The sequence below is a fragment of the Burkholderia ambifaria AMMD genome, assembly GCF_000203915.1.
GTDB lineage: Bacteria > Pseudomonadota > Gammaproteobacteria > Burkholderiales > Burkholderiaceae > Burkholderia > Burkholderia ambifaria.
Genome location: NC_008391.1, coordinates 1,276,184 through 1,300,383, shown reverse-complemented (window position 1 = coordinate 1,300,383; position 24,200 = coordinate 1,276,184). Strand labels below are relative to the sequence as shown.

19 protein-coding genes are annotated in these 24,200 nt (G+C 68.7%); 12 read left to right on the top strand and 7 right to left on the bottom strand.

Annotation, left to right across the window (positions count from 1 at the left end):
* The first annotated feature begins 21 nt into the window (after positions 1–21).
* The 5 genes from BAMB_RS21850 (at position 22) to BAMB_RS21835 (ending at position 11,262) form a co-directional block, all read left to right on the top strand.
* Positions 22–681 (top strand): YdcF family protein, encoded by a 660-nt coding sequence (locus BAMB_RS21850; RefSeq protein WP_041491511.1) that lies wholly within the window; start codon positions 22–24, stop codon positions 679–681.
* Positions 682–842: 161 nt separating this feature from the next.
* Positions 843–965 (top strand): hypothetical protein, encoded by a 123-nt coding sequence (locus BAMB_RS36125; RefSeq protein ID WP_265332557.1) that lies wholly within the window; start codon positions 843–845, stop codon positions 963–965.
* Between the two features lie 464 nt (positions 966–1,429).
* Positions 1,430–8,530, top strand: coding sequence for an autotransporter-associated beta strand repeat-containing protein (locus tag BAMB_RS21845; RefSeq protein WP_041491510.1), 7,101 nt, complete (start codon positions 1,430–1,432; stop codon positions 8,528–8,530).
* A gap of 156 nt (positions 8,531–8,686) precedes the next feature.
* Positions 8,687–10,912, top strand: coding sequence for an amylo-alpha-1,6-glucosidase (locus tag BAMB_RS21840; RefSeq protein ID WP_011659344.1), 2,226 nt, complete (start codon positions 8,687–8,689; stop codon positions 10,910–10,912).
* A gap of 98 nt (positions 10,913–11,010) precedes the next feature.
* Positions 11,011–11,262, top strand: a complete 252-nt coding sequence (locus tag BAMB_RS21835) for a hypothetical protein (protein ID WP_011659343.1) — start codon at positions 11,011–11,013, stop codon at positions 11,260–11,262.
* 496 nt (positions 11,263–11,758) lie between these two features.
* On the opposite strand, the gene penR is transcribed toward BAMB_RS21835, so the two are convergent.
* Positions 11,759–12,649 carry a beta-lactamase transcriptional regulator PenR gene (penR, locus tag BAMB_RS21830; RefSeq protein WP_006758175.1) on the bottom strand — a complete coding sequence of 297 codons (891 nt, stop codon included), beginning with the start codon at positions 12,647–12,649 and terminating at the stop codon, positions 11,759–11,761.
* A 116-nt stretch (positions 12,650–12,765) separates the two neighbouring features.
* On the opposite strand from penR, the gene BAMB_RS21825 reads away from it, so the two are divergent.
* The gene (locus BAMB_RS21825; protein WP_011659342.1) at positions 12,766–13,659 is read left to right on the top strand and encodes a PEN-F family class A beta-lactamase; all 894 of its coding nucleotides are present in this window, start codon (positions 12,766–12,768) and stop codon (positions 13,657–13,659) included.
* Positions 13,660–14,447: 788 nt separating this feature from the next.
* Here the strand turns inward: BAMB_RS21825 and BAMB_RS21820 are convergent.
* From BAMB_RS21820 to BAMB_RS21805, 4 genes are all read right to left on the bottom strand, one after another.
* Entirely contained in the window at positions 14,448–14,816 is a 369-nt protein-coding gene (locus tag BAMB_RS21820; protein ID WP_006753951.1) for an antibiotic biosynthesis monooxygenase family protein, read from the bottom strand.
* 38 nt (positions 14,817–14,854) lie between these two features.
* A complete protein-coding gene (locus BAMB_RS21815; protein WP_011659341.1) occupies positions 14,855–15,301 on the bottom strand; it encodes a MarR family winged helix-turn-helix transcriptional regulator in 447 nt (148 codons plus the stop codon).
* 210 nt (positions 15,302–15,511) lie between these two features.
* Complete coding sequence (locus tag BAMB_RS21810; RefSeq protein WP_011659340.1) at positions 15,512–16,888, bottom strand: ATP-binding protein; 1,377 nt, start codon at positions 16,886–16,888, stop codon at positions 15,512–15,514.
* On the bottom strand, positions 16,885–17,547 hold the full coding sequence (locus BAMB_RS21805) for a response regulator (RefSeq protein ID WP_006753954.1): 663 nt from the start codon (positions 17,545–17,547) through the stop codon (positions 16,885–16,887). Before BAMB_RS21805 ends, BAMB_RS21810 begins: the two co-directional genes overlap by 4 nt.
* 225 nt (positions 17,548–17,772) lie before the next feature.
* Here BAMB_RS21805 and BAMB_RS21800 point away from each other — a divergent pair, with 225 nt between their 5' ends.
* The 5 genes from BAMB_RS21800 to BAMB_RS21780 all read left to right on the top strand — a co-directional run bounded on the left by BAMB_RS21800 (position 17,773) and on the right by BAMB_RS21780 (position 22,245).
* Complete coding sequence (locus BAMB_RS21800; protein WP_011659339.1) at positions 17,773–18,126, top strand: YgiW/YdeI family stress tolerance OB fold protein; 354 nt, start codon at positions 17,773–17,775, stop codon at positions 18,124–18,126.
* A 55-nt stretch (positions 18,127–18,181) separates the two neighbouring features.
* Complete coding sequence (locus BAMB_RS21795; RefSeq protein WP_006753956.1) at positions 18,182–19,042, top strand: MurR/RpiR family transcriptional regulator; 861 nt, start codon at positions 18,182–18,184, stop codon at positions 19,040–19,042.
* A gap of 400 nt (positions 19,043–19,442) precedes the next feature.
* Positions 19,443–20,303 (top strand): isocitrate lyase/PEP mutase family protein, encoded by an 861-nt coding sequence (locus BAMB_RS21790; protein WP_011659338.1) that lies wholly within the window; start codon positions 19,443–19,445, stop codon positions 20,301–20,303.
* A 332-nt stretch (positions 20,304–20,635) separates the two neighbouring features.
* The gene (locus BAMB_RS21785; RefSeq protein ID WP_011659337.1) at positions 20,636–20,899 is read left to right on the top strand and encodes a YodC family protein; all 264 of its coding nucleotides are present in this window, start codon (positions 20,636–20,638) and stop codon (positions 20,897–20,899) included.
* A 164-nt stretch (positions 20,900–21,063) separates the two neighbouring features.
* Positions 21,064–22,245 (top strand): cytochrome P450, encoded by a 1,182-nt coding sequence (locus tag BAMB_RS21780; RefSeq protein ID WP_011659336.1) that lies wholly within the window; start codon positions 21,064–21,066, stop codon positions 22,243–22,245.
* A gap of 15 nt (positions 22,246–22,260) precedes the next feature.
* Here the strand turns inward: BAMB_RS21780 and BAMB_RS21775 are convergent, their stop codons facing one another.
* On the bottom strand, positions 22,261–22,587 hold the full coding sequence (locus BAMB_RS21775; RefSeq protein WP_011659335.1) for a superinfection immunity protein: 327 nt from the start codon (positions 22,585–22,587) through the stop codon (positions 22,261–22,263).
* A gap of 90 nt (positions 22,588–22,677) precedes the next feature.
* The gene (locus tag BAMB_RS21770) at positions 22,678–23,097 is read right to left on the bottom strand and encodes a rhodanese-like domain-containing protein (RefSeq protein WP_011659334.1); all 420 of its coding nucleotides are present in this window, start codon (positions 23,095–23,097) and stop codon (positions 22,678–22,680) included.
* A gap of 111 nt (positions 23,098–23,208) precedes the next feature.
* On the opposite strand from BAMB_RS21770, the gene ftrA reads away from it, so the two are divergent.
* Positions 23,209–24,183: a transcriptional regulator FtrA gene (gene ftrA, locus BAMB_RS21765; RefSeq protein WP_011659333.1), complete on the top strand. Its 975-nt coding sequence runs from the start codon at positions 23,209–23,211 to the stop codon at positions 24,181–24,183.
* The last annotated feature ends 17 nt before the right edge of the window (positions 24,184–24,200 follow it).

Genomic DNA, 24,200 nt, shown 5'->3' with positions numbered 1-24,200 from the left:
TTCTCCAGGAGTTCGACACCATTGAAGCAGCGATTCAAGCGGGGCTGCATGGCCCGGATCGGCCGTGTGCTGGCAGCGTTCGCGTGCCTGTGGATCGTCGCGGCGGTCGTGCTCGTCGGCGCGGGGATGCGGATGCCGAGCGAGCCGGCCGATGTCGCGGTGATCTTCGGCAATGCGCTGGATGACCGCGGCGCGCCGAAACCCGTGCTGGCCGCGCGGCTCGACGTCGGCGTGCGCTGCTATCGCGAAGGGCAATGCCCGGCGTTCCTCGTCAGCGGCGCGATCGACGGCCCCGGGCTGAACGAGGCGACCGCGATGCGTGACTATCTGGTCGCGCGCGGCGTGCCGGCCGAGCGGATCGCCGTCGACGACCAGGGCGACAACACGCTCGCAACCGCGCAGCACACGCGGGCGTACCTGCAAGCGCACCGGCTTTCGCGCGTGCTGATCATCAGTCAGTACTACCACCTCGCGCGGGCGCGCCTCGCGTTCGAGCGGGTCGGCATCGCCGGCGCGAACATCTCCGCCGCGTATCCGCATCACTTCCAGTTGCGCGATATCTATTCGAGCTGGCGGGAAGTGCCGGCGTATGCGATCTATGTGCTGCGTCTATGGCTCAATCCCGACGCACGCCCCGTGTCGTTCCGGCCGATGCTTTATCTGATGAGCCTGTTTTCGTAACACGGCACCGCGCGAGGTCTGCCGCGCGTGTGCCGCGTTTCGATTTTCAGCACGGTCGCCTTTTTCGTTTCCGATTTTCACGCTAATCACACCGCCGATTCACGCCGAATCCGGTGCGCCTTCCCATTGATGGAATCGGTACCGCCGTCGCCGGATGATTAATGGCGAACGAGTCGCGGAATTCAAGCGACGCCGGATTCGAAAGCGATTTGCAGGATGTTGAAAATTCGCTTTTGGTTCGGCGGATCAACGTGCTCGGCGATTTTTCCGGCCTGTCGGCGTGAGTGCGGATATATCCCGTGCGCAAATTCCATTCCAAATTTCCGGTACGCGTATCAGTGTTTCCACTGAGTGCGCGGCGCGGAACGCCTTGCCACGCCTTGCGCGGAATTACCGGAACGCTTCAGTAGGTCTATTCTCGGCTCGCCAGCGCCAGTAAAAAGTACATATTCGATTGATCTTGATCAAATAGTAAAACATCGACTGGAAAACCCTTTTTGTTTGATATAGCCTTGTCTGACAAAAGCGGGGCGGTAATCAAATCAACCAGAAAGTCGCTGCATAAAAACAGGGGGCACGGGTCATGTCATTCGGCTAGTTTTGCATTCGCAAACGAGAATCGATTAACCAGCAGTTCATCCACGAATAAACCGACGTCGTTCCGCGACTGCCGGCGGGGACGCTTTCGTCCCGGATCTTCCGCCGTGGCCGGTCCGATTCAGCGGTCAAGCTGATGCCGAGGGGAAGCATGAATATTGCGCATTCGAAAAAGAGCGGCGAGTCGTTTCCGAGATTCCTGTTGCCGACTGGCGTTTTCCTCGCCTTGTCGGGTGCGGGCATCGTTTCCGCCTATGCGACCTGCTCGACGGCAGGCACGACGGTGACCTGTTCGGGTGTCGCGAATCCGCTGGCGCCGAGCTATTCGAACAGCGCGAACAACCTGAACGTCACGGTGAACCCCGGCGCGAGCGTCGGCGTGCTGCTGGGCGTGGGCGGCACCGCGATGTCGCTGACCGGCAGCAACAACACGCTGACCAACAACGGCACGATCGATCCGTCCGTGCTCGGCTCGGGCCTGGGCGTGCTGTCGAGCGGCGCGGTGGTCGGCAATGCGGCGGCGAGCACGACGACCGTGACCAACAACGGCACGATGAACGGCTCGACCGGTGTCGCGATCAGCGGCGTGACGGGCATGGCGCTGTCGGTGCAGAACGGCACGGGCGGCACGTCGACGATCACCAACACCGGCACGATGGGCACGAGCGCGCTGGCCGGCGCGACGCTCATCGGCGCGGATGCGCCCGTGGTCGCCGCATACGGTGGCGGCACGGTCAACATGACCAACAGCGGGACGATCACCGGTCGCGTGTCGCTCGGATCGAACGGCACGCCCGGGCTCGGCAATACCTTTACCAACTCGGGCACGATCAACGGCAGCGTGTCGATGGGCGCGAACAGCACCAACACGTTCAATGCCGTGACGGGCTCGTCGGTCAACACGGCGGGCGGCACGGGCGGCGCGTTCAACATCACGGTCGGCCCGGTCACGCTCGGCGTCGCGGCGACCGGCACCGTCGACGGCGGCGCCGGCGGCAACAACACGCTGGTGCTGCAGCAAGGCGGGTCGGCCAACGGCACGATCGCGGTCAACAACTACATCAACTTCAATCATCTCGACGTCACGAGCGGCAACTGGACGATCAACGGCGCGTCGACCGCGCAGGACGCGACGCTGGCGGGCGGCGTCGCGATCATCGGCGACAACGCGTCGCTCGGCACGGGCACGATCACGGCCACCGGCGGTGCGCTGCAGGCCGGTGCCGCCGGGCTCGACGTCAGCAACAACGTGACTCTCGGCGCGGGCGGGCTGACGGTGCAGGGCGCCACAGGCCTCTCGCTGTCGGGCACGGTGTCGGGCGCGGGCGCGCTGACGAAGAACGACGGCGGCATCCTGACGCTGTCGGGCGCGAACAGCTACACGGGCGGCACGAACCTGAACGCCGGCGGCCTTGTGGTCGGCAACAACGACGCGCTCGGCGCCGGTGCGTTGAACGTCAACGCGTCGGCGTCGCTCGACACGAGCACGAACGTGACGCTCGGCAACGCGGTCAATCTCGCGACGGGCGCGACGCTGGCGCTGGGCGGCAGCAACGATCTCGGCCTGGCCGGCACGATCAGCGGCGCCGGCGGCCTCGTGAAGAACGGCACGGCGACGACGACGCTGACCGGTGCGAACACGTACACCGGCGACACGACGATCAACAGCGGCACGCTGGCGCTCGGCGCGGGCGGCAGCCTCGCGTCCACGGGCACGGTCAACCTCACCGGCGCGGGTGCGACGTTCGACCTGGCCGGCGCGACGGGCGCGCAGACGATCGGTTCGCTCGCCGGGGCGGCCGGCACGAACGTGAACCTCGGCGGCAATTCGCTGACGCTCGACGGCAGCGCGAATACCACCTACGCCGGCACGATCGGCGGCACGGGCGGCTTGACGCTGTCGGGTACCGGCACGCAGGCGCTGACCGGCGCGAACGTCTACACGGGCGACACGAACCTGAACGGCGGCAACGTCGTCGTCGGCAGCAATACGGCGCTGGGCTTCGGCGCGATCAACGTCAACGGCTCGTCGACGCTCGATGCGACCACCAACGTGTCGCTGACGAACGGCGTCAACCTCGCCACCGGCACGACGCTCACGGTCGGCGGCAGCACCGATCTCGGGCTGAGCGGCACGATCGCCGGCGCGGGCGGGCTGGTGAAGAACGGTGCGGCGGCGCTGACGCTGACAGGCGCGAATAGTTACACGGGCGGCACGACGCTGAACGCCGGCGGCCTCGTGCTCGGCAACGACGCGGCGCTGGGCTCCGGCGCGCTGAGCGTCGGCGGCGCGGCGACGCTCGATACGACCACGAGCCTGTCGGTCGCCAACGCGATCGATATCGGCACCACCGCGACGCTGACGCTCGGCGGCAGCAACGCACTCGGGCTGAGCGGCGCGATCACAGGCGCGGGCGCGCTCGTGAAGGACGGCGCGGCGACCACGACGCTGACGGGCACGAACACCTACACGGGCGGCACGACGATCAACGCCGGCACACTGGCGATCGGCGCGGGCGGCAGCCTGTCGTCCACGGGTACGGTGAACCTGGCCAATGCGGGCGCGGCATTCGACATCGCCGCGGGCGGCGCACAGTCGATCGGCGCGCTGTCGGGCGCGGCCGGCACGAGCGTGAACCTGGGCGCAAACGCGCTGACGCTGGGCGGGAGCGCGAGCGGCACGTTCGGCGGCACGATCGGCGGCACGGGCAGCCTGACGCTGAACGGCACCGGCACGCAGACGCTGAACGGCGCGAATACCTATACAGGCGGCACGAACCTGAACAGCGGCAGCCTCGTGCTCGGCAACAACGCGGCGCTCGGCAGTGGCGCGTTGAATGTCGGCGGCGCGGCGACGCTCGATACGAACGCGAGCCTGTCGGTCGCCAACGCGATCGATATCGGCACGGGCGCGACGCTGACGCTCGGCGGCACCAACGCGCTCGGGCTGGGCGGTGGGATTTCCGGTGCAGGCGCGCTCGTGAAGGACGGCGCGGCGACGACCACGCTGACGGGCACGAACACCTACACGGGCGGCACGACGATCAATGCCGGCACGCTGGCGGTCGGCGCGGGCGGCAGCTTCGCATCGACCGGCACGATGAATCTCGCGGGTGCGGGCGCGACGCTCGATTTGAGCGGTGCGTCGGGTGGGCAGTCGCTCGGCGCGCTGTCCGGCGTCGCGGGGACGAACATCGATCTGGGCGGCAACGCGCTGACGCTGGGCGGGACCGCGAGCGGCACGTTCGGCGGCACGATCGGCGGCACGGGCAGCCTGACGCTGGACGGCACCGGCACGCAGACGCTGAACGGCGCGAGCACCTATTCGGGCGGCACGAACCTGAACAGCGGCGGCCTCGTGCTCGGCAACAACGCGGCGCTGGGCTCCGGCGCATTGAATGTCGGCGGCGCGGCGACGCTCGATACGAACGCGAGCCTGGCGGTCGCCAACGCGATCGATCTCGGCACGGGCGCGACGCTGACGCTCGGCGGCACCAACGCACTCGGGCTGAGCGGCGCGATCTCCGGCGCAGGCGCGCTCGTGAAGGACGGCGCGGCGACGACCACGCTGACGGGGACGAATACCTATACCGGCGGCACCACGATCAACGCCGGCACGCTGGCGGTCGGCGCGGGCGGCAGCTTCGCTGCGACCGGCACGATGAATCTCGCGGGTGCAGGCGCGACGCTCGACCTCAGCGGCGCGTCGGGCGGGCAGACGCTCGGTGCGCTGTCGGGCGTGGCCGGCACCAATGTGAGCCTGGGCGCGAATGCGCTGACGCTGGGCGGCACGGCGAGCGGCACCTTCGGCGGCGTCATCGGCGGCACCGGCGGCCTGACGCTGGCGGGCACCGGCACGCAGACGCTGTCCGGCGCGAACACCTACACGGGCGGCACGACGATCAACGGCGGCAGCACGCTCGCGCTCGGCGCGGGCGGCAGTCTCGCGTCGACGGGCACGGTGAATCTGGCCGGCGCGGGCGCGACGTTCGACCTTGGCGGTGCGTCGGGCGCGGAGACGATCGGCGCGCTGATCGGCGCGACCGGCTCGACCGTGAACCTCGGCGCGAATGCGCTGACGCTGAGCGGCAGCGGCAACAACACGTTCGGCGGCGCGATCGGCGGCACCGGCAGCCTGACGCTGGCCGGTGCCGGCACGCAGACGCTGACGGGCGCGAACACCTATACCGGCGGCACGACGATCAACGGCGGCAGCACGCTTGCGCTCGTTTCGGGCGGCAGCCTCGCATCGACCGGCACGGTGAACCTGGCCGGCACGGGCGCGACGTTCGACGTGAGCGGTGCGGCGGGCGCCGAAACGATCGGCGCGCTGTCGGGCGCGGCCGGCACGAACGTGAACCTCGGGGCGAATGCGTTGACGCTGAACGGCAGCGTTGCCAGTACGTTCGGCGGGACGATCGGCGGCACCGGTGCCGTGACGGTCGCGGGCACCGGCACGCAGACGCTCACGGGCGCGAACACGTACACCGGCGGCACGACGATCAACGGCGGCAGCACGCTTGCGCTCGGTTCGGGCGGCAGCCTCGCATCGGGCAGCACGGTGAACCTCGCCGGCACGGGCGCGACATTCGACCTGAGCGGCGCGTCGGGCACGCAGACGCTCGGCACGCTGACCGGCACGGGCGGCACGAACGTGAACCTCGGCGCGAACGCGCTGACGTTGAACGGCAGCGGCAACGGCACGTTCGGCGGCGCGATCGGCGGCACCGGCGGCCTGACGCTCGCGGGCACCGGCACGCAGACGCTCACAGGCGCGAACACGTACACGGGCGGCACGACGATCAACGGCGGCAGCACGCTTGCGCTGGGTTCGGGCGGCAGTCTCGCATCGAGCGGCTCGGTGAATCTCGCCGGGTCGGGCGCGACGTTCGACGTGAGCGGTGCGGCGGGTGCCGAAACGATCGGCGCGCTGTCGGGCGTGGCGGGCACGACCGTGAACCTCGGCGCGAACGCGCTGACGCTGAACGGCAGCGGCGCCAGCACGTTCGGCGGGACGATCGGCGGCACCGGCGCCGTGACCGTCGCGGGCACCGGCACGCAGACACTCACGGGCGCGAACACATACACCGGCGGCACGACGATCAACGGCGGCAGCACGCTCGCGCTCGGCACGGGCGGCAGCCTCGCGTCGACGGGCGCGGTGAACCTCGCCGGCACCGGCGCGACGTTCGACGTGAGCGGCGCAGCGGGCACGCAGACGATCGGCACGTTGTCCGGGGCGGCCGGCAGCACCGTGAACCTCGGCGCGAACGCGCTGGCGTTGAACGGCAGCACCAACGGCACGTTCGACGGCGTCATCGGCGGCACGGGCGGCGTGACGGTCGCCGGCACCGGCGTCCAGACGCTGACCGGCAGCAACACGTACACGGGCGGCACGACGATCGCGTCGGGCGGCACGCTGCAGCTCGGCAACGGCGGCACGTCGGGCAGCGTGGTCGGCAATGTCGTCGACAACGGCGCACTGATCGTCAACCAGTCCGGCAGCGTGACGCTCGCGAACGTGCTGTCCGGCACCGGTTCGCTGACCCAGGCCGGCAGCGGAGCCCTGACGCTGACGGGCACCAATACGCTGAGCGGCCCGACGACCGTCGCCGCGGGCACGCTCGACGTCGCCGGTTCGCTCGCCCAGTCGGCCGTGACCGTGCAGAACGGCGCGACGCTGACGGGCACCGGCACGGTTGGCGGCGTCGTGGTCCAGAGCGGCGGGATCGCGGCCGTGTCGCAACCGGGCGCGGCGCTGAACGTCGCCGGCAACGTCACGTTCCAGCCGGGCTCGACGCTGCAGGTCGCGGTCACGCCGCAGCAAAGCGGCAGCATTGCCGCGGGCGGCACGGCGACGCTGAACGGCGGCACCGTGCAGGTGCTCGCGAACCAGGCCAGCTTCCAGCCGAGCACGACGTACACGATCCTCAGCGCATCGTCGGGCGTGCAGGGCGCGTTCAGCCAGGTGAATTCGAACTACGCGTTCCTGATGCCGACGCTCAGCTACGATCCGAACCACGTGTACCTGCGGCTCGTCACGAACGGCACGGCGCTGCCCGACGTCGCGACGACGCCGAACCAGCGCTCGGTCGCCACCGCGATCGGTGCGCTCGGCGCGGGCAACACGCTGTACGACAAGGTGTTGACGACCGATGCGGCCACCGCGCGCCAGGCCTACTCGGTGCTCGACGGCGAGCTGCAGGCGAGCCTGAAGAGCATGCTGCTGCTCGACAGCCGCTATGTGCGCGATGCCGTGACCGATCGCGTGCGCCAGGGTCTCGCGCCCGGATCGGGGCCGCTCGCGGCGCTGTCGTCGGGCGGGGCCGCGCTGTGCGGCGACAACACGGCCGGCGTGACCGACCCGACGCTCGCGCCCGAGCGCCGGATCGGCTCGCGCGACGGCTGCTACGGCGGCACGCCTTACCAGCCGGTGGTCTGGGGGCAGGCGTTCGGCGGCCGCAGCCGGCTCGCGGGCGACGGCAACGCGTCGACGATCAACCGCAGCATGACCGGTTTCATCGCCGGTGCCGACATGGCGCTCAACGACAAGTGGCGGGCCGGTCTGGCCGCGGGCGTTACGCACAGCTCGCTCGACAACGACCAGAGTTCGTCGGCGGCGGTCAACAGCTACTACCTGTCGCTGTACGGCGGTGCGCAGTACGGCGCGCTCGGCGTGCGCGGCGGCGCGTCGTACACGTGGTACCGGATCAACACCGACCGCTATCCGGGCTTCGCGGGCTTCTCGGACCACAATTCGGCCGGCTACAACGCGCATTCGGCGCAGGTGTTCGGCGAAGTCGGCTACGCGCTGCCGCTCGGGCCGGTCGCGCTCGAACCGTTCGCGGGTCTGGCCTACGTGAACCTGCATACCGACGGCTATACCGAAAGCGGCGGTGCGGCGGCGCTGCAGGCAGGCGGCCAGACGACCCACATCGGGTTCTCGACGCTCGGCCTGCGCGCCGCGTCGCAGCTCGGCTCGATCGCGAGCGGCACGTTCACCGCGCGCGGCACGGTCGGCTGGCGGCATGCGTTCGGCAACGTGCGGCCGTCGTCGGCGTTCACGTTCGCGAACGGCGGCACGTCGTTCCAGGTATCGGGCGTGCCGATTGCTCGCGACAGCGCGGTACTCGAGGCCGGCATCGACGCGAACATCACGAAGCGCCTGACGCTCGGCCTCACGTTCAGCGGCCAGTACGGCAGCGGCGTGCGCGACAACGCGGTGCTCGGCAACATCCTGTGGAAGTTCTGACCGGCGCGTGACATGCCTGTGCGCGACGCCATGCGGCGACGGTAACGTCGCATGGCGCCGCGTCTTTTTCGTCGCTGCGCGCTTTCCCCGTTCTGGCCTATCCTGTGCGAAACACGCGACGCGCGCCGCGCGTTGCGCCTCGACACAGGAGCATCGATGCCGAATCACGCCGAAGCCACCACGACGCAGGCGCCGCAAGTCGCGCCGCTTCCTCCGACCCAAGCGTCCGGCCCCGCATTCATCGCGCCCGAAGCCGATCCGCAGGCGCTCGCGCGCAACAACCAGTACGTGCTCAAATCCGGCGACGCGTTCGTGGTCGGCGACGCGCTCGGCGACATCAGCGGGCGCGACGACGGCCTGTACGTCGACGACATGCGCGTGCTGTCGACCTGGCGCCTGACGTTCGGCGGCCGCGCGCCGTCGCTGCTGTCGGGCGCGACGAGCGCGGACAACGCGTCGTTTACCGCGCACCTGACGAACCGGCCGCTGCCGCCGCTCGGCGGCAAGGAGACGCCCGAGGGCGTGATCCACATCGAACGCACGCGCGTGCTCGCGGGCGACGTGCTGTACGAAGCGCTGACGCTGACGAACTACGGCGCGAGCGAGGCCGAAGTGCCGCTGTCGCTGTCGTTCGCGGCGGATTTCAAGGACATGTTCGAAGTGCGCGGCACGCTGCGCCCGAAGCGCGGCACGGTGGGCGCGCCGCGCGTCGACGCCGGCGCGGTGCGGTTGCGCTACGACGGCCTCGACAAAGTCGAGCGCAACGTGACCGTGCATTTCTCGCCGGCGCCCGACGCGCTGTCGGTCGATCGTGCCGACTACACGCTGACGATCGCCGCCCAGGCATGCGTGTCGATCTACCTGACCGTCGATGCGACGCTCGATTCGGCGCATCACGGCGCGGACCCGGGATGCGGGCGCGTCGCGCTGCGCACCGCGCTCGTCGGCGTGCATCGCGAGATGCGGTCGCGACGCGAGTCGATGGCGCGCGTGCACACCGGTAATCCGCTGTTCGACGCGTGGCTCGACCGGTCGCTCGCGGATCTCGGGCTGCTCACGACGCAGCTCGACACCGGCCCGTATCCGTATGCGGGCATTCCGTGGTTCTCGACCCCGTTCGGCCGCGACGCGGTGATCACGTCGCTGCAGATGCTGTGGCTGCAACCGTCGCTCGCGCGCGGCGTGCTGCGCTTTCTCGCCGCGCATCAGGCGCGCGAGACTTCCGCGTTCCGCGACGCCGAGCCCGGCAAGATCATGCACGAGTTCCGCCGCAGCGAGATGGCCGCGACGGGCGAGGTGCCGTTCGCGCTGTATTACGGCGGCGTCGACACGACCCCGCTGTTCATCGTGCTCGCGGGCGCGTACGTCGAGCATACCGGCGACGATGCGCTGATCGACGAGCTGTGGCCCGCGCTCGAGCGTGCCGCGCAATGGGTGATAGACAAGTGCGACCGCAATCCGTACGGGCTGCTCGACTACCAGCGCACGTCGGAGCGCGGCCTCGCGAACCAGGGCTGGAAGGACAGTCACGACTCGGTGTTCCACGCGGACGGCCGCTTCCCGGACGGCCCGATCGCGCTCGTCGAAGTGCAGGCGTATGCGTGCGCGGCACTCGACGCGATGTCGATGTGCTCGCGCCGGCGCGGGCACGCGGCCGATGCGACGCGCTATGCGCTGCGCGCGAAGGCGCTGCGCGACCAGGTCGACGCGCTGTTCTGGATGCCGGACGCCCAGTTCTACGGGATCGCGCTCGACGGTCACGGCGATCTGTGCCGCGTGCTCGCGTCGAACGCGGGCCAGCTGCTCGCGTTCGGGCTGCCCGACGCGCAGCGCGGCGCGGCGGTCGCGAGCGTGCTCGGCTCGACGCTGTTCCAGACGGGCTGGGGCATCCGCACGCTCGCGGCCGGCCAGCCGCGCTTCAACCCGATGGCCTATCACAACGGTTCGGTGTGGCCGCACGACAATGCGCTGATCGCGCGCGGGCTCGCGCGCTACGGCGACAAGACGGCCGCGGTGAACCTGCTGCGCGCGTTGTTCGAGGCGGCCGTCAGCTTCGAGATGCGGCTGCCGGAGCTGTTCTGCGGGTTCCCGCGCCGGCGCGGCGAACCGCCGACGGCCTATCCGGTCGCGTGCCTGCCGCAGGCGTGGGCGGCCGGTGCGCCGTTCATGATGCTGCAGGCGTGTCTGGGCGTGAGCGTCGACGCGGCGCGCCACGAGGTGCGGGTCGAGCGCCCGACGCTGCCCGAAGGCGTCGACTGGCTGCGCATCGACGACCTGCGCGTCGGCGACGAAACCGTCTCGCTGACGTTCCGCCGCGTCGACGGCCAGGTGGTCGCGGCGGCGGCGCGGCCGGGTCGCGTGAAGGTGGTCGCGCTGCTGTAGCGCAGGCGTGCGCGAAGGTTGCGCGATGTCGCGCCACGTTCGCGCGCAGCGGCATAGAATCGTGACATGACCCTTGAACGATGGCGGAGGCAATGACGATGACGACCGACAATCGGCCCGACGACGGCGAGCAGAAGCTCGAGAATCTGGAAGCGGCGGTCGACCACCTGCACAAGTCGATCGAGTCGCAGAGCATCGCGGCGGGGGCGGCGAAGGGCATCCTGTTCAGCCTGATCGAAACGCTCGGCGCGCTGATCGGCGATCCCGACCTGCCCGAACATGCGCGCTCGGGCTACGAGGCGCTGCGCGACAAGGCGAGCGAATTGCGCAGCGGGCTCGACCGGCACTGACGAACCGGCAGCCCCGGCGCCGGCCGCCCGGCCCGCGCCGGTGCTGCCCAATCCTGCGCGGCGCGCACAAAACCCCGTGCGCTCAATGAGTTAGCCATCTGGTGCGCAGGATATCCACAAGCTTGCCAACACAATCTGTGGAGAACCCGGCCGGCCCCGATCCGGACGCGCAGCAAATGCTGCGAGATCGCAAACGATGCCGCGTCGTTGACCCGCCGGGCCCGATCTACTGAATCCCCTTTTGTATCAGGGTGTTACGTGTCACATCGGGGGAATATCCACAGGCTTGCCAACAAAATCTGTGGATAAGTCTCACCTGATTGCTTCCTGATGGTTGAGGATCCCGCGTGCGGCGGCCGGTGCGTCGAACCCCGTGCGCACGGGCTGCCCGATGTGTGTATCGACGCCGTAAATCGTGCACGATCAACGAGTTAGGCCCCGGGTACCCAGGATATCCACATCCTTGCCAACAAAATCTGTGGACAAGCCGGGCCCGTCATTCGACCGGTGCCGCGCCGGCCGCTTCCGCGACGATCCAGTCCCGAAACAGCGTCATCGCCGGCGTGAGCGGCTTCGACTTCAGCGACGTGAGCCAGTAGCCGCCCGCGCGCACGTCGATGTCGAGCGGCCGCGCGAGCAGGCCCAGCTGCAGTTCGCGCGCGAACATGCAGGCCGGCGCGAGCGCGATGCCCGCGCCTTGCATCGCCGCCTCGACCATCAGCCGTGACGAATCGAACACCGGCCCGTTGACCGACCACGGTTCGAGCTGCGCGGCGTCGAACCAGCCGAGCCATTCGTCGGTGCGGTACGAGCGCAGCAGCGTTTCGTTCGCGAGATCGGCCGGCGCCGCGAGGCGGCGCGCGATCTCCGGCGCGCACAGCGCGGTGAGCGGCGCGTCGAGCAGCCGCTCGTTGCGCGTCGCCGGCCAGTTGCCTTCACCGAAGCGGATCGCGAAATCGAGGCCCTCGGCCGCGAGGTCGACGACGTTGTTGTTGGTCCGCAGCCGCAGCTCGACGAACGGGTGCGTGTCGCCGAAGCGCTTCAACCGTGGCATTAGCCAGCCTATGGCAAAGGTGCCGACCGCGCCGAGCGTGAGCACCTCGTGGAAGCGCCCGCCGTCGAACTGCTTGAGCACGGTTTCGATCCGGCTGAAGGCGTCGCTGAGCACCGGCAGCAGCGCGCGCCCTTCGTCGGTGAGGCCGAGACCGCGCGGCAGCCGCGTGAATAGCGCGCAGCCGAGCCGCTCCTCCAGCGAGCGCACCTGCTGGCTCACGGCCGCCTGCGTCACGCTCAGCTCGAGGCCGGCGCGCGTGAAGTTCAGGTGGCGCGCCGACGATTCGAACGCGCGCAACGCATTCAGTGGGAGGTGAGGGCGGAGCTTAGTCATAAGAATTTCTTGTGGCAGCGCTCAATTATCGTTGCTTGTCAGGCAACCGTAAAGTCACGATAGTGCTGTCTCGCCGGCCGGCCGTTTCGCATCCATTCCACCACGAGAGACCTGACATGACCTACTCATCGCAACGTCGAACCCTGTTGCTGGCCGCCGCGACGGCGCCGCTCGTCCTGACCGTCACCGCGTGCGCATCGTCGCCGGCCGCGGGGGAGGACGTTTCGTCCGCGACGTCGTTCGCCGCGCTCGAGCACGCGGCCGGCGGCCATCTCGGCGTGTGCGCGATCGACTCTGCGAGCGGCCGGCGCGCGCAGCATCGCGCGGACGAGCGCTTCCCGTTCTGCAGCACGTTCAAGGCGATGCTGGGCGCGGCGGTGCTCGCGCACAGCGTCGAGCGTCCGGGGTTGCTGCAGCAGCGCGTGACCTACGGGCCGTCCGATCTCGTGAACTACTCGCCGGTGTCGGGCAAGCATGTCGGCACGGGGATGACCGTCGCCGAGTTGTGCGAGGCGGCGATCCAGTACAGCGACAACTCGGCCGCGAACCTCGCGATGAAGCTGATCGGCGGACCGTCGGCGGTGACCGCGTATGCGCGCTCGATCGGCGACGACGCGTTCCGGCTCGATCGCTGGGAGACCGAACTGAACACGGCGTTGCCGGGCGACCCGCGCGACACGACGACGCCGGCCGCGATGGCCGCGAGCATGCGCGTGCTCACGCTCGGCGACGCGCTGCCGCCCGCGCAGCGTGCGCAGTTCGTTGCATGGCTGCGCGGCAACAAGGTCGGCGACAAGCGGATTCGCGCGGGCGTGCCGGCCGGGTCGCAGGTGGGCGACAAGACCGGCACCGGCGACTACGGGACGACGAACGATGCGGGCGTGATCTGGCTGCCGTCGCGCGCGCCGATCGTGCTCGCCGTGTACTACACGCAGACGCGTGCCGATGCGAAGCCGAAGGACGACGTGATCGCGGCGGCCGCACGCATCGCGGTCGCGACGCTCGCCTGAGCGGGCGGCGCGGCGTGCGTGATCGACCGATCGATGAATGAATGACGCGACGGCGGCGCGCCGTGCCGCAGTCGTGGTCGGCATGTCGAAACGTTGCGCGATCAACGACTTAGGTCACGCATGCTCAGGATATCCACATGCTTGCCAACAAAAATTGTGGACAAGCGCGCCATCGGTCGCGTTCATCGCGCGGCGACCGCTGCGATCGCATGCGACAGGCGTTGCGCGAGGCCTGCCTGCACGGTTCGAAGCGGCGCGGACAAAGCCTTTCGGATCAAGCGCTTGAGCATGGTATGCGCAGGCTATCCACACGCTTGCCAACAAAATCTGTGGGTAAGTGGCGTGGCGTGCGCGACAGGCGGCGCTTCGCATCACGTGACGACACGCGAGCGGGGTTTTGCCGGTCGACGGTCGCCTTTCGCCCGCCGTGTGCCGCATTCGAAGCGACGCGGACAAAGCGTTTCGGATCAAGCGCTTGATCGCGCTATGCGCAGGCTATCCACATGCTTGCCAACAAAATCTGTGGGTAAGTCGCGAACGACACGCATCGTGTGTCGTGCATCGCCGGTCGCCGACGTGGCATCGTGATGCGATGTGCGGCGAACCGGCGCATCTGACGGCCGGTTGCGCGCCGCGTCTGCATCACGCGTGCCAAAGTCCGTCGGATCAAGGGCTTAGCGTTGTGGTGCGCAGGATATCCACAAGCTTGCCAACATTTTCTGTGGAGAACTTCGCGATCGCGATCGAGCAGTACAGCACAGCGTGCCACCCGTGCGCGGCGCGCCGGCTCACGCAGTACAAATACCCGCCACGGCGACCTTCTGAAACAAATGCGGGCTCGCGACGGCGGACGACGGATAGGCCGACAGCTTCGCGACGAACTCGGGATGCGTGAAGGCCGCGCGGAACGCGGCGGTCGACTCCCAGATCGCCTGGTTGAAGTAGGTCGGGCTGTCGCCGAGCGCGCGATGCAGCTGCGTCGAAATGAATCCCGGCTGTCGTTTCATGAACGCGGCGTCGTCCTTCCACACGGCCAGGAAGTCGGCTTCATCGGCCGGATCCAGCGTGAAGACGTTGACGAGGACGACGGGTTCGGCGTCGATGCCGAGCTGTTGCTGGATCGGAAAGTTCGGATCCATCGGTTTGAAATGTGACATGGGCACGCCCTCCTGAGGGGAATGAGCCAACGATGCGATCACGCATGCCCATCGGGCGCATGAGCGGCGGACATCGTCGACAGAACGCGAATCGCCGCATCGAGATCGGTCGAACTGAACTGGCCGGCGAGGCCGCGGACATGGTGTTGCCAGTGCTCGACCACCGCCTGATAGGCCGCGGCACCGCGCGGCGTCAGCGCATACAACGGCGAGCGCTTGTGCGTCGGGTTCGGCAGCGGTTGCACGAGTCCTTCTTCGGTCAGCACGTTGACCTGCTTCAGGACGGCCTGCCGCGTGATGCCCATCGCGTCGGCGATCTGCGGGATGTTCGGGGCGTCCGGCGCCATCGAGATGGCGCCCAGCACTTGCCAGCGCGCGCTGGTCAGGCCGTGCGGCGCGGCAAAGGTATTGCCCCATTCGATCAGCAGGCCGTTCAGCCGGAACACGGACAGCGCGACGGCGGTCAACTTGGCGGGTTTCGTCATGGTCGGGATGCGTGATGGCGCGATGAATTGACAACTACTTTACGTAATGGACAACTGGTTGTCAAATTGGCTGCAGATTCGCCCCGGCTGGCGCATTCGCTGCGCACGACCGTCAAGTTCTTTCGGATCAATGGTTTGCTGCCGTTAGCGGCAGGTTGTCCACAAGCTTGCCAACACAATCTGTGGACAAGCTGCGGATCGGGCCGTGCGTCAGATCGGCACGGGAAAGCGCACCGTCACGGTCAGCCCGCGCCCGCCTGGCGTCGTGCCGAGCGCGACCGTCGCGCGATGCTGTTCGGCGATCCGCTTGACGATCGACAGCCCGAGTCCGCTGCCCGACGCCGTGACGGCCTGCGCGCCTTCGCCGCGATAGAAGCGCTCCCAGACTTCCGTGCGCTCGGCTTCCGGGATGCCGGGGCCGTCGTCGGCGACTTCGAGCACGGGGGTGGCGCCGTCGACGCGCGCGGATACGTCGACGCGTGCGCCGTCGCCCGCGTAGCGGATCGCGTTGTCGACGAGGTTGTTCAGCAGTACGCGCAACGTATCGATATTGCCGGCGGCCATCACCGGCGACGACACGATCGCGCCGAGGTCGATCCGATGCGCATCGGCGACGCGCGTGCGGTCGGCGACCACCGAGCGGCACAGCGCGGCGAGATCGACGGGCGTGGACGCCGACGCACTCGCCTGCGCATCGGGTTCGAGGCGCGCGAGCGTCAGCAACTGCTCGGCGAGGTGGCCGAGGCGTGTCGTGCCCGCATGGATCTGCGCGAGGATCTGTTCACGTTCGTCGGAGGTCGCCGCGCGCCGCAGCAATTGCGACTGGATCGACAGCCCCATGATCGGCGTGCGCAGCTCGTGCGCGGCATCGGCGATGAAGTGGCGCTGCAGCGTGAACGAGCGGTCGAGCCGCGCGAGCAGGTCGTTGATCGCTTCGGCGAGCGGCCGCACCTCGTTCGGCATCGACGCGACGTCGACCGGTTCGAGATTGTTCGCATTCCTGCGCTTCAGGCCCGATGCGATCGTGCGCAGCGGCCGCAGCCCCGCGCCGATGCCGAACCACAGCCCGATCGCGAGCACCGGCAGCATCGAGAACACCGGCCACAGCAAATGCACCGCGATGCCCGCGATCGCTTCCCAGCGCGCATGGCGCGCCTGCGCGAGCCGGATCGTCGTGCCGCCGCGTTGGGTCACATAGGTGCGCCACGGCTGGCCGCCGACGTCGACGCTGCCGACGCCCGTCTGCGCGGGCGGCGGCAGCGCGGATTCGCGATCGGTCGAGTAGACCAGAGTGCCGTTGCGCCAGACCTGCAGCAGCACGGCGTCGGGATCGCTGGCCTCGAAGTCGTGCTTGCCGTCGCCGTGGTCGCGAAACGACAGCTCGCCGTTCGGGCCGACGACGATCTGCTTCGACATGCTGCGCATCTGGTCGTCGAGGAGATCGTCGAGCTCGCGCAGCGCGCCCCAGTAGGTGCCCGCGCTTGCGACCAGCCCGATCACGCAGGCGGCGGGCAGCAGCCACATCAACAGGCGCCGCCGCAGCGACGCGCTGCGCCAGCGCTCGATCGCGAGTCGCACGCGCGTCATGCGCCGTCACCGATCCGGTAGCCGACGCCGCGCACGGTGCGGATCATGTCGTGGCCGAGTTTCTTGCGCAGGTTGTGGATGTGCACCTGCACTGCGTTGCTCTCGATTTCCTCGCCCCAGCTGTATAGCCGTTCCTCGAACTGTTCGCGCGAGATTACCGCGCCGGGGTCGCGCATCAGCTCGTGCAGCAGCACGAATTCCTTCGGCGACAGCGTGACTTCGTCGTCGTTGAGCCAGACCAGGTGCTTGACCGGATCGAGCCGCAGCGGGCCGATCGCGAGCGTCGTTTGCGCGCGCCCCGCATGGCGGCGGTTGACCGCGCGGATGCGGGCGAGCAGCTCCTCGAGCACGAACGGCTTGACGAGGTAGTCGTCGGCGCCGCTGTCGAGGCCGGCGATGCGGTCCGGCACGCCGTCGCGCGCGGTGATGATGATCGCGGGCAGGGTTTCGTCGCGGCGGCGCAGCGACGCGAGCACCGACAGGCCGTCGCGGTTCGGCAGTCCGAGGTCGAGCAGCAGGAGGCCATACGCGGTCGAGCGCAGCGCGAGCGACGCGGCGTCGCCGTCCTTGACCCAGTCGACCGCGAAGCCTTCCTGTTTGAGGCCCTGTTCGAGACCGCTGCCGATCAGCGGATCGTCCTCGACGAGCAGTACGCGCATGGATTCGTGTCTGTTGGCGGGCACGGGCGCCCGGGGTGTCCATCATAAGCGCAGGTGTCTTAGGCCGAGCTTAAACGGCGGTGGCGGCCGCGCTTTAGTACGTGTCTTATGCGGCGCCGTGTCGCGTCGGCACGGCCTTCAGGCTCGCTTAATCTTACGGTCCGTAATCTTGGCCCGTCGCGTTCAACGGGGCGCGGCGTCCCATCAAGCAAGAGGATCGCAATCATGAAACACCTGACCAGTATCCTGGCGGTCGCGCTCGCGGTGCTGCCGGCTGCCGCCTATGCGCAATACACGGGGCCGTCCGCGCTGACGACGACCACCGTGAAGGAACTCCTCGCGAACGGCAAGGACGATCAGCACGTGCAGTTGCAGGGGCGCATCGTCAAGCACGTCGGCGGCGAGGATTACGAGTTCGCCGACGCGACGGGCACGATCCGCGTCGAGATCGATCACAAGCTGTGGGCCGCCGGCCAGCCCGTCAGCGACAAGAACGAAGTGAAGGTGACCGGCGAGTTCGAGCGCAAATGGTCGGGCCGTGTAAAGGTCGATGCCGACCACGTCGAAGTGCTGCGCTGACCGGTGCGCGCGGGGCCGGTGATACCATGGGCATCCGGTTCCCGTTCTCACCCAGATGGCTGCCAATTTCGATGAACTCGCGTCCCGTATCCGGGCGCAATTTTCCGAACTGAGCCCGCAATTCCAGGCGGGCGCTGCATTTTTGCTCGATCATCCCGACGAGGTCGCCACCTCGTCGATGCGCAAGGTCGCGCAGCGCGCGCAGGTTCAACCCGCGTCGCTCGTGCGGCTCGCGCAGCAATTCGGTTTCCCCGGCTGGAACGAGCTGCGCGACCTGTGCGTCGCGCGCGTGCGCACGCGTCCCGAGCCGCTCACGCAGCGTGCGCGTTCGCTCGTGCGGCCCGACGCGAAGGCGTCGCTCGCGCATGACCTGCTGGCCGCCCAGCAACACAATCTCGCCGCCACCGCCGCGCAGAACGAACACGCGCTCGCCGACGCGGCGAAGCTGATCCGCAAGGCGTCGCACGTGCACGTCGCCGGCTTCCGGTCGTGCTATCCGGTCGCGTTCGGTTTCGTGTACGGCTATCGGCTGTTCCGGCCGACCGTGTCGCTGCTCAACGGCGTCGCCGGCTCGCTCGAGATGGAGTTGCGCACGATCGCGAAGCAGAGCGTGACCGTGATCGTCAGTTTCGCGCCGTATTCGGCGGAAGCGACGCGCGTGGCGCAGGCGGCGAAGGCGCAGGGCAGCAAGATCGTCGCGATCACCGACAGCGCGGTGTCGCCGATCGCGCTGCATGCCGACGCGCAGCTGATCTTCACGCACGACAGCCCGTCGTTCTTTCCGTCGCTGGTCGCCGCGCACGCGATGACCGAAGCGCTGGTCGCGCAGTTGCTCGCGCTCGAAGGCAGCGATGCGGTCGCGGCGCTCGAGCGCACTGAAGCGGAACTGCATGCGAAGGGCGCGTATGTCGTGTAGCCGGGCGTGTGGTTGTCACGGCGTGCGGCTCGATACATTCGACGTTCGGGCGCGGCCGTTCTACGAGACGCGCGGTTATGTCCGCTTCGGCGAATAGCCGGACTGCCGAACTGCCGAACTGCCGAACTGCCGAACTGCCGAACTGCCGAACTGCCGGACTGCCGGACTGCCGGACTGCCGGACTGCCGGACTGCCGGACTGCCGGACTGCCGGATTGTCCGGCCGCGCAGTCGTGCATTTTCCTGACGAAGAAACGCGGTTCCTGAGCGGCGGCGTGGCGTGACCGGCGGTGCACCGCACACGTGAGCTTCTGACATCCACATCGACATTTCACTGCGGCCCGAACCGTCGCTGTCCCGCGCGCGCCTATGCTGGCATCTCCCGTTCCAAGGAGACAGCGATGTCCGATTCCAACGTGCAGTTCCACCACGCCGAAGCCTTCCGCGCGCTGCATGCGCGCGCCGGCGCCTTCATCATCCCGAACCCATGGGATGCCGGTTCCGCCCGGCTGCTCGCGATGGCCGGCTTCGACGCGCTCGCCACCACGAGCGCCGGTTTTGCCTATTCGAGAGGGCGACCCGACAACGCGATCGGCCGTGACGAAATGCTCGGCCACATCGCCGAGATCGTCGCGGCGGGCGGCCTGCCGGTCAGCGCCGATCTCGAGAACGGCTTCGGCGACGCGCCCGAGACGGTCGCGGAGACGATCCGCCTCGCGGCCGGTGCCGGCGCGGTGGGCGGCTCGATCGAGGATGCGACCGGCCGCCCCGACGCGCCGATCTATTCGCACGACGCGGCGGTCGAGCGCATCGCGGCGGCGGTCGACGCGGCGCGCGCGCTGCCGTTTCCGTTCACGCTGACCGCGCGCTGTGAGAACTACCTGCACGGCCGGCGCGACCTCGCCGATACGATCGCGCGGCTGGTCGCGTACCGCGACGCGGGGGCCGACGTGCTGTACGCGCCGGGCCTGAACGACGCCGACGACATCGCGGCGGTCACGCGCGCGGTCGGCGCGCCGGTCAATGTGGTGATGGGGTTGCAGGGCGAGTTGCTGAGCCTCGATGCGCTCGCGGCGCTCGGCGTGAAGCGTGTCAGCGTCGGCGGCGCACTGGCGCGGGCTGCGCTCGGCGCGTTCCTGCGCGCCGCGACGGAAATGGCGCGCGACGGCACATTTACGTTCGCGCGGGCGGCGGTGTCGGGCCGCGATCTCGATCGGTGGTTTTCGGCGCCAGATAATGCACATGTTCAATTTCCACTATGAACGCCGATAAAACCTGGGAACGTTTCCAGCCGAAAATCGATTGACTGTAATCAACCGAAATCGCGACTGATTTAAAGTCGCGATGACGTCGAGAAATACATCGTTTATTCTCCGCATTCGACTGGTGGACCGACGGCGTGCAAGCCGCGCCGGTTATGGGTGCCAGATGCCTGTCAGATGTACCGATGCCCGGTATTGTTGCGATTTTCCGACCGATAATTTTTTTGGTTTAGGGAGTTGCCGGTTATTTTTAGCGTTGGTAATCTGCGGCATATCCGAGGCAGCGGTCGGCAGGCCGCTGGAAAATGAATATATAAAAAATCGAGAGAGCGATGACAATCCGAGAAAATCACCGCGGCTTTCGCGTTGGCGATGTCGTGACGCTGAAAACCGGCGGCCCACGCATGACCGTCACCTATGCCGGGCCGGTCGTGTTCGACGATGCCGAGTGGCTGATCTGCCAGTGGTTCGACGAGACCGGCCACTTCCGGCAGGAAATGTTCCACCACGACACGGTGGTGGCCGAGCCGCGCGCGATTTCGGCCGGGCGCGTCCGTCTGCGGATGCAGGCGTACCGCTACCGGTCGGCGGCCTGACGCCGTAGCCAGCCGTATTCCGCCGCATCCCGCCGCATCCGCTACGGCGCGGCGTCGCCCGCCTGTCGCCGTGCAGCGGCGGCCGCGCTCCCAGCCCCTCGGCAACCTCGACATTTCACGTCATCCGGAAACATGCGGCGGCCCCGCGCGCCGATACTTCACGCATGAACCCGACCGATCCGATTGCCGCGGTGACGCACCGCGATCCCTATCCCTATTACGCGACGCTCGTCGACGGCCCGCCGCTCGCGTTCGACGCCACGCTCGGCCTGTGGGTCGCGAGCCGGGCGGCGAGCGTGACAGCCGTGCTCGGCCATCCGGCGTGCCGCGTCAGGCCGCTCGATGCGCCGGTGCCGCCCGCGTTGCGCGGCACGACGGCAGGCGCGCTGTTCGGCGAGCTGGTGCGCATGAACGACGGCGCCCTGCGGCACGACGTGCCGAAGCAGGCGCTGCGCGCCGCGTGCGCGCCGATCGACGCAGGCGCGTTGCGCGAGCGTGCCGCCCAGCTGGCCGGCAGCCGGCTGCGCGCGCCGCATGACGCGGATGCATTGAACGCGTGGTGTCTGTCGGTGCCCGTTTGCGCGGTCGCCGATCTGCTCGGTTTCGACGAGATGCAGCTCGACGACATCGCCGCGCTGGTGGTCGACTTTGTCGCCGCGCTGTCGCCGCTGTCCGACGCCGCGGCGCTGGCCCGCGCAAGCGACGCCGCGCGGCAACTGCTCGACCGGATGACGGAGCGCGTCGCGCGCACCCGTGCGCAGGACGGCTCCTGGGTCGCGGCGATTCAGCAGGCGGCCGCTGCCGCGGGCTGGCACGCGAGCGATGCGCTCGTCGCGAATCTCGTCGGGCTGCTGTCGCAGACGTGCGAGGCGACGGCCGCATGGCTCGGCAATGTACTGGTTGCGTGGGACGGTACGAAGGATGATGCGGCCGAGGGCGAACGCGCGATGCCGGACACCGCGGCGCTCGAAGCATTCGTCGCCGAGGTTGGCCGATTCGATTCGCCGGTGCAGAACACGCGCCGCTTCGTCGCGTCGCGCACGACGATCGAGGGAGTGACCGTCGATGCCGGTGCAGCGATCCTCGCCGTGCTGGCCGCCGCGAACCGCGATCCGGCCGTGCATCGCGAGCCGCATCGGCTGCTGCCGGGTCGCGCGCCGGGGCCGAACTTCGGATTCGGCACGGGGCCGCATGGCTGCCCGGGCGAGCAAATCGCGCGGGCGGTCACGGCGGGGGCATTCGGGGCGTGGTTGCGCGCGGGCGGGGAGGCGCCGCGCGACAGGCTGGTGTGGGACTACCGGGCCTCGACCAACGTCAGGATGCCGAAATTCGGCCCGGCGAGATAAGCGGAACGGCGGGACTTAACGGCAACCTTGCTTCTCGGCCCATTGCTCCTGGGCGGCGACGCGGCGCTGCACGCGTTCGACCAGACCGGTCGAGAAGGTCCGCATGCTGACACCGCGGCGCTTCGCGAGGATGGTTTGCGCGACGTCGGTTTGCGGGTTCGGCTGGCAGGCCCAGTACAGCGTCATCAGCCAACCGATGCCTGTCCATGCGAACAGGGCGTTGAACATCGCGATCATCAGCTTGTCATGCCGGCCGCGCCGGTCGGCGATGACGGCCGGGAGAAAATAGAGCGCGATCGCTGCGACCGAACCGGCCACCTGAATCAGGACTGCGTGTTGCATGTTGCTGCTCCATCCGAACTGCAATGAGGCTGATTGTCGCGCTTTTTCCGGTTGTGTGCTGGCAATTGATTGTTGCGTTTTTAGTGACGATCAGCGCGCGGCGAGCTCCTTCGGTTCCGCATCGTTGCTCAGCGCGAAACCTTCGTCGAGCCAGCCGGTGATGCCGCCGATCATCAGCTTCACGGGGCGGCCGAGGCGCGCGAGCCGGATCGCCGCACGTGCGGCCCCGTTGCAGTGCGGGCCCGCGCAGTAGACGACGAACAGCGTGTCGGCCGGATGCTCGGCGAGCTTGCCGGCGACGATCTTGCGGTGCGGCAGGTTGCGTGCGCCCGGCACGTGGCCGGCGGAAAAGAGTTCCGGACTGCGCACGTCGAGCAGCACGAAATCGGGCGCGCCGGACGCGAGCGCGTCGTGCACGTCCCAGCAATCGGTCTCGAAGCCCAACGACGCTTCGAAGTGCGCGAGGGCGGCGGCGCTGTCGGCGGCGGGTACGTCGGTTACGTATGACATCAAAGGCGCTCCATCAGGACGGCGCGGAATGCGCCGGAATGAAGGGCAGTATCGCGGTTCGCCGGCTTTTCCGGCAGTGGCGCGATCGACAAGTTCCGGTAACATCGCGCCATGCAAAATCATCTCGTCGTCGCGCTCGCCTACGATCGCCTCTGCACCTTCGAATTCGGCTGCGTGGTCGAACTGTTCGCGCTCGAGCGCCCGGAACTCGGCGTCGACTGGTATCGCTTCGCGGTGTGCGCGAGCGAGCCGGGGCCGGTGCGCGCGGCGGGCGGCATCACGGTCGCCGCGCCGTACCGGCTTGCGACACTCGATCGCGCGGACACCATCGTGATTCCCGGCTGGCGCGATCCGGCCGAACGGCCGCCGGAACCGTTGCTGAAGAAGCTGCGTGCCGCGCATCGCCGCGGCGCGCGGCTCTGTTCGATCTGCTCGGGCGTGTTCGTGCTCGCGGCGGCAGGCGTGCTCGACGGGCTGACCGTGACGACGCACTGGCGTTACGCCGAGCGCCTGCAGGCGCGCTATCCGGCGCTGCGCGTGAATCCCGACGCGCTGTACGTCGACGAAGGGCAGATCGTCACGTCGGCCGGCTCGGCCGCCGGGCTCGACATGCTGCTGCATCTCGTGCGCCGCGATCATGGCGGTGCGATCGCGAACCGCGTCGCGCAGCGCCTCGTGCTGCCGCCGCATCGCGATGGCGGCCAGGCGCAGTTCGTGCCGCGCCCGGTCGCGCCGGGCGGCAGCGACCGGCTCGCGAAGCTGATCGACTGGATGCGCGCGCATGCGGCCGAACCGCACACGCTCGCGTCGCTGGCCGCGCAGGCCGCGATGAGCACGCGCACGCTGCAGCGCCAGTTCGCGGATGCGACGGGCATGTCGCCGCTCATGTGGCTGATCCGCGAGCGCGTGAACCTCGCGAAGGACATGCTCGAAACGCATCCCGCGCTGTCGCTCGCGCAGATTGCCGCGCGCTCGGGCTTCGGTTCCGAGGAGTCGCTGCGCCGGCATTTCCGGCGCGTCGCCGCGACGAGCCCCGCCGCGTACCGGCGCGGGATGGATCGCGGCGATCGCGCGCCGGGGGCTTGAGCGCGGGGCGCCGTGTC

What these genes read in the sequence shown, in the direction of transcription:
- BAMB_RS36125 (WP_265332557.1), top strand. Translation starts at nt 843, where the DNA reads ATGGCGAACGAGTCGCGGAATTCAAGCGACGCCGGATTCGAAAGCGAT.
- ftrA (WP_011659333.1), top strand. Translation starts at nt 23,209, where the DNA reads ATGCAAAATCATCTCGTCGTCGCGCTCGCCTACGATCGCCTCTGCACC.
- BAMB_RS21845 (WP_041491510.1), top strand. Translation starts at nt 1,430, where the DNA reads ATGAATATTGCGCATTCGAAAAAGAGCGGCGAGTCGTTTCCGAGATTC.
- BAMB_RS21815 (WP_011659341.1), bottom strand. Translation starts at nt 15,301, where the DNA reads ATGACGAAACCCGCCAAGTTGACCGCCGTCGCGCTGTCCGTGTTCCGG.
- BAMB_RS21835 (WP_011659343.1), top strand. Translation starts at nt 11,011, where the DNA reads ATGACGACCGACAATCGGCCCGACGACGGCGAGCAGAAGCTCGAGAAT.
- BAMB_RS21770 (WP_011659334.1), bottom strand. Translation starts at nt 23,097, where the DNA reads ATGTCATACGTAACCGACGTACCCGCCGCCGACAGCGCCGCCGCCCTC.
- BAMB_RS21840 (WP_011659344.1), top strand. Translation starts at nt 8,687, where the DNA reads ATGCCGAATCACGCCGAAGCCACCACGACGCAGGCGCCGCAAGTCGCG.
- BAMB_RS21825 (WP_011659342.1), top strand. Translation starts at nt 12,766, where the DNA reads ATGACCTACTCATCGCAACGTCGAACCCTGTTGCTGGCCGCCGCGACG.
- BAMB_RS21775 (WP_011659335.1), bottom strand. Translation starts at nt 22,587, where the DNA reads ATGCAACACGCAGTCCTGATTCAGGTGGCCGGTTCGGTCGCAGCGATC.
- BAMB_RS21795 (WP_006753956.1), top strand. Translation starts at nt 18,182, where the DNA reads ATGGCTGCCAATTTCGATGAACTCGCGTCCCGTATCCGGGCGCAATTT.
- BAMB_RS21805 (WP_006753954.1), bottom strand. Translation starts at nt 17,547, where the DNA reads ATGCGCGTACTGCTCGTCGAGGACGATCCGCTGATCGGCAGCGGTCTC.
- BAMB_RS21820 (WP_006753951.1), bottom strand. Translation starts at nt 14,816, where the DNA reads ATGTCACATTTCAAACCGATGGATCCGAACTTTCCGATCCAGCAACAG.
- BAMB_RS21810 (WP_011659340.1), bottom strand. Translation starts at nt 16,888, where the DNA reads ATGACGCGCGTGCGACTCGCGATCGAGCGCTGGCGCAGCGCGTCGCTG.
- BAMB_RS21790 (WP_011659338.1), top strand. Translation starts at nt 19,443, where the DNA reads ATGTCCGATTCCAACGTGCAGTTCCACCACGCCGAAGCCTTCCGCGCG.
- BAMB_RS21785 (WP_011659337.1), top strand. Translation starts at nt 20,636, where the DNA reads ATGACAATCCGAGAAAATCACCGCGGCTTTCGCGTTGGCGATGTCGTG.
- BAMB_RS21780 (WP_011659336.1), top strand. Translation starts at nt 21,064, where the DNA reads ATGAACCCGACCGATCCGATTGCCGCGGTGACGCACCGCGATCCCTAT.
- penR (WP_006758175.1), bottom strand. Translation starts at nt 12,649, where the DNA reads ATGACTAAGCTCCGCCCTCACCTCCCACTGAATGCGTTGCGCGCGTTC.
- BAMB_RS21800 (WP_011659339.1), top strand. Translation starts at nt 17,773, where the DNA reads ATGAAACACCTGACCAGTATCCTGGCGGTCGCGCTCGCGGTGCTGCCG.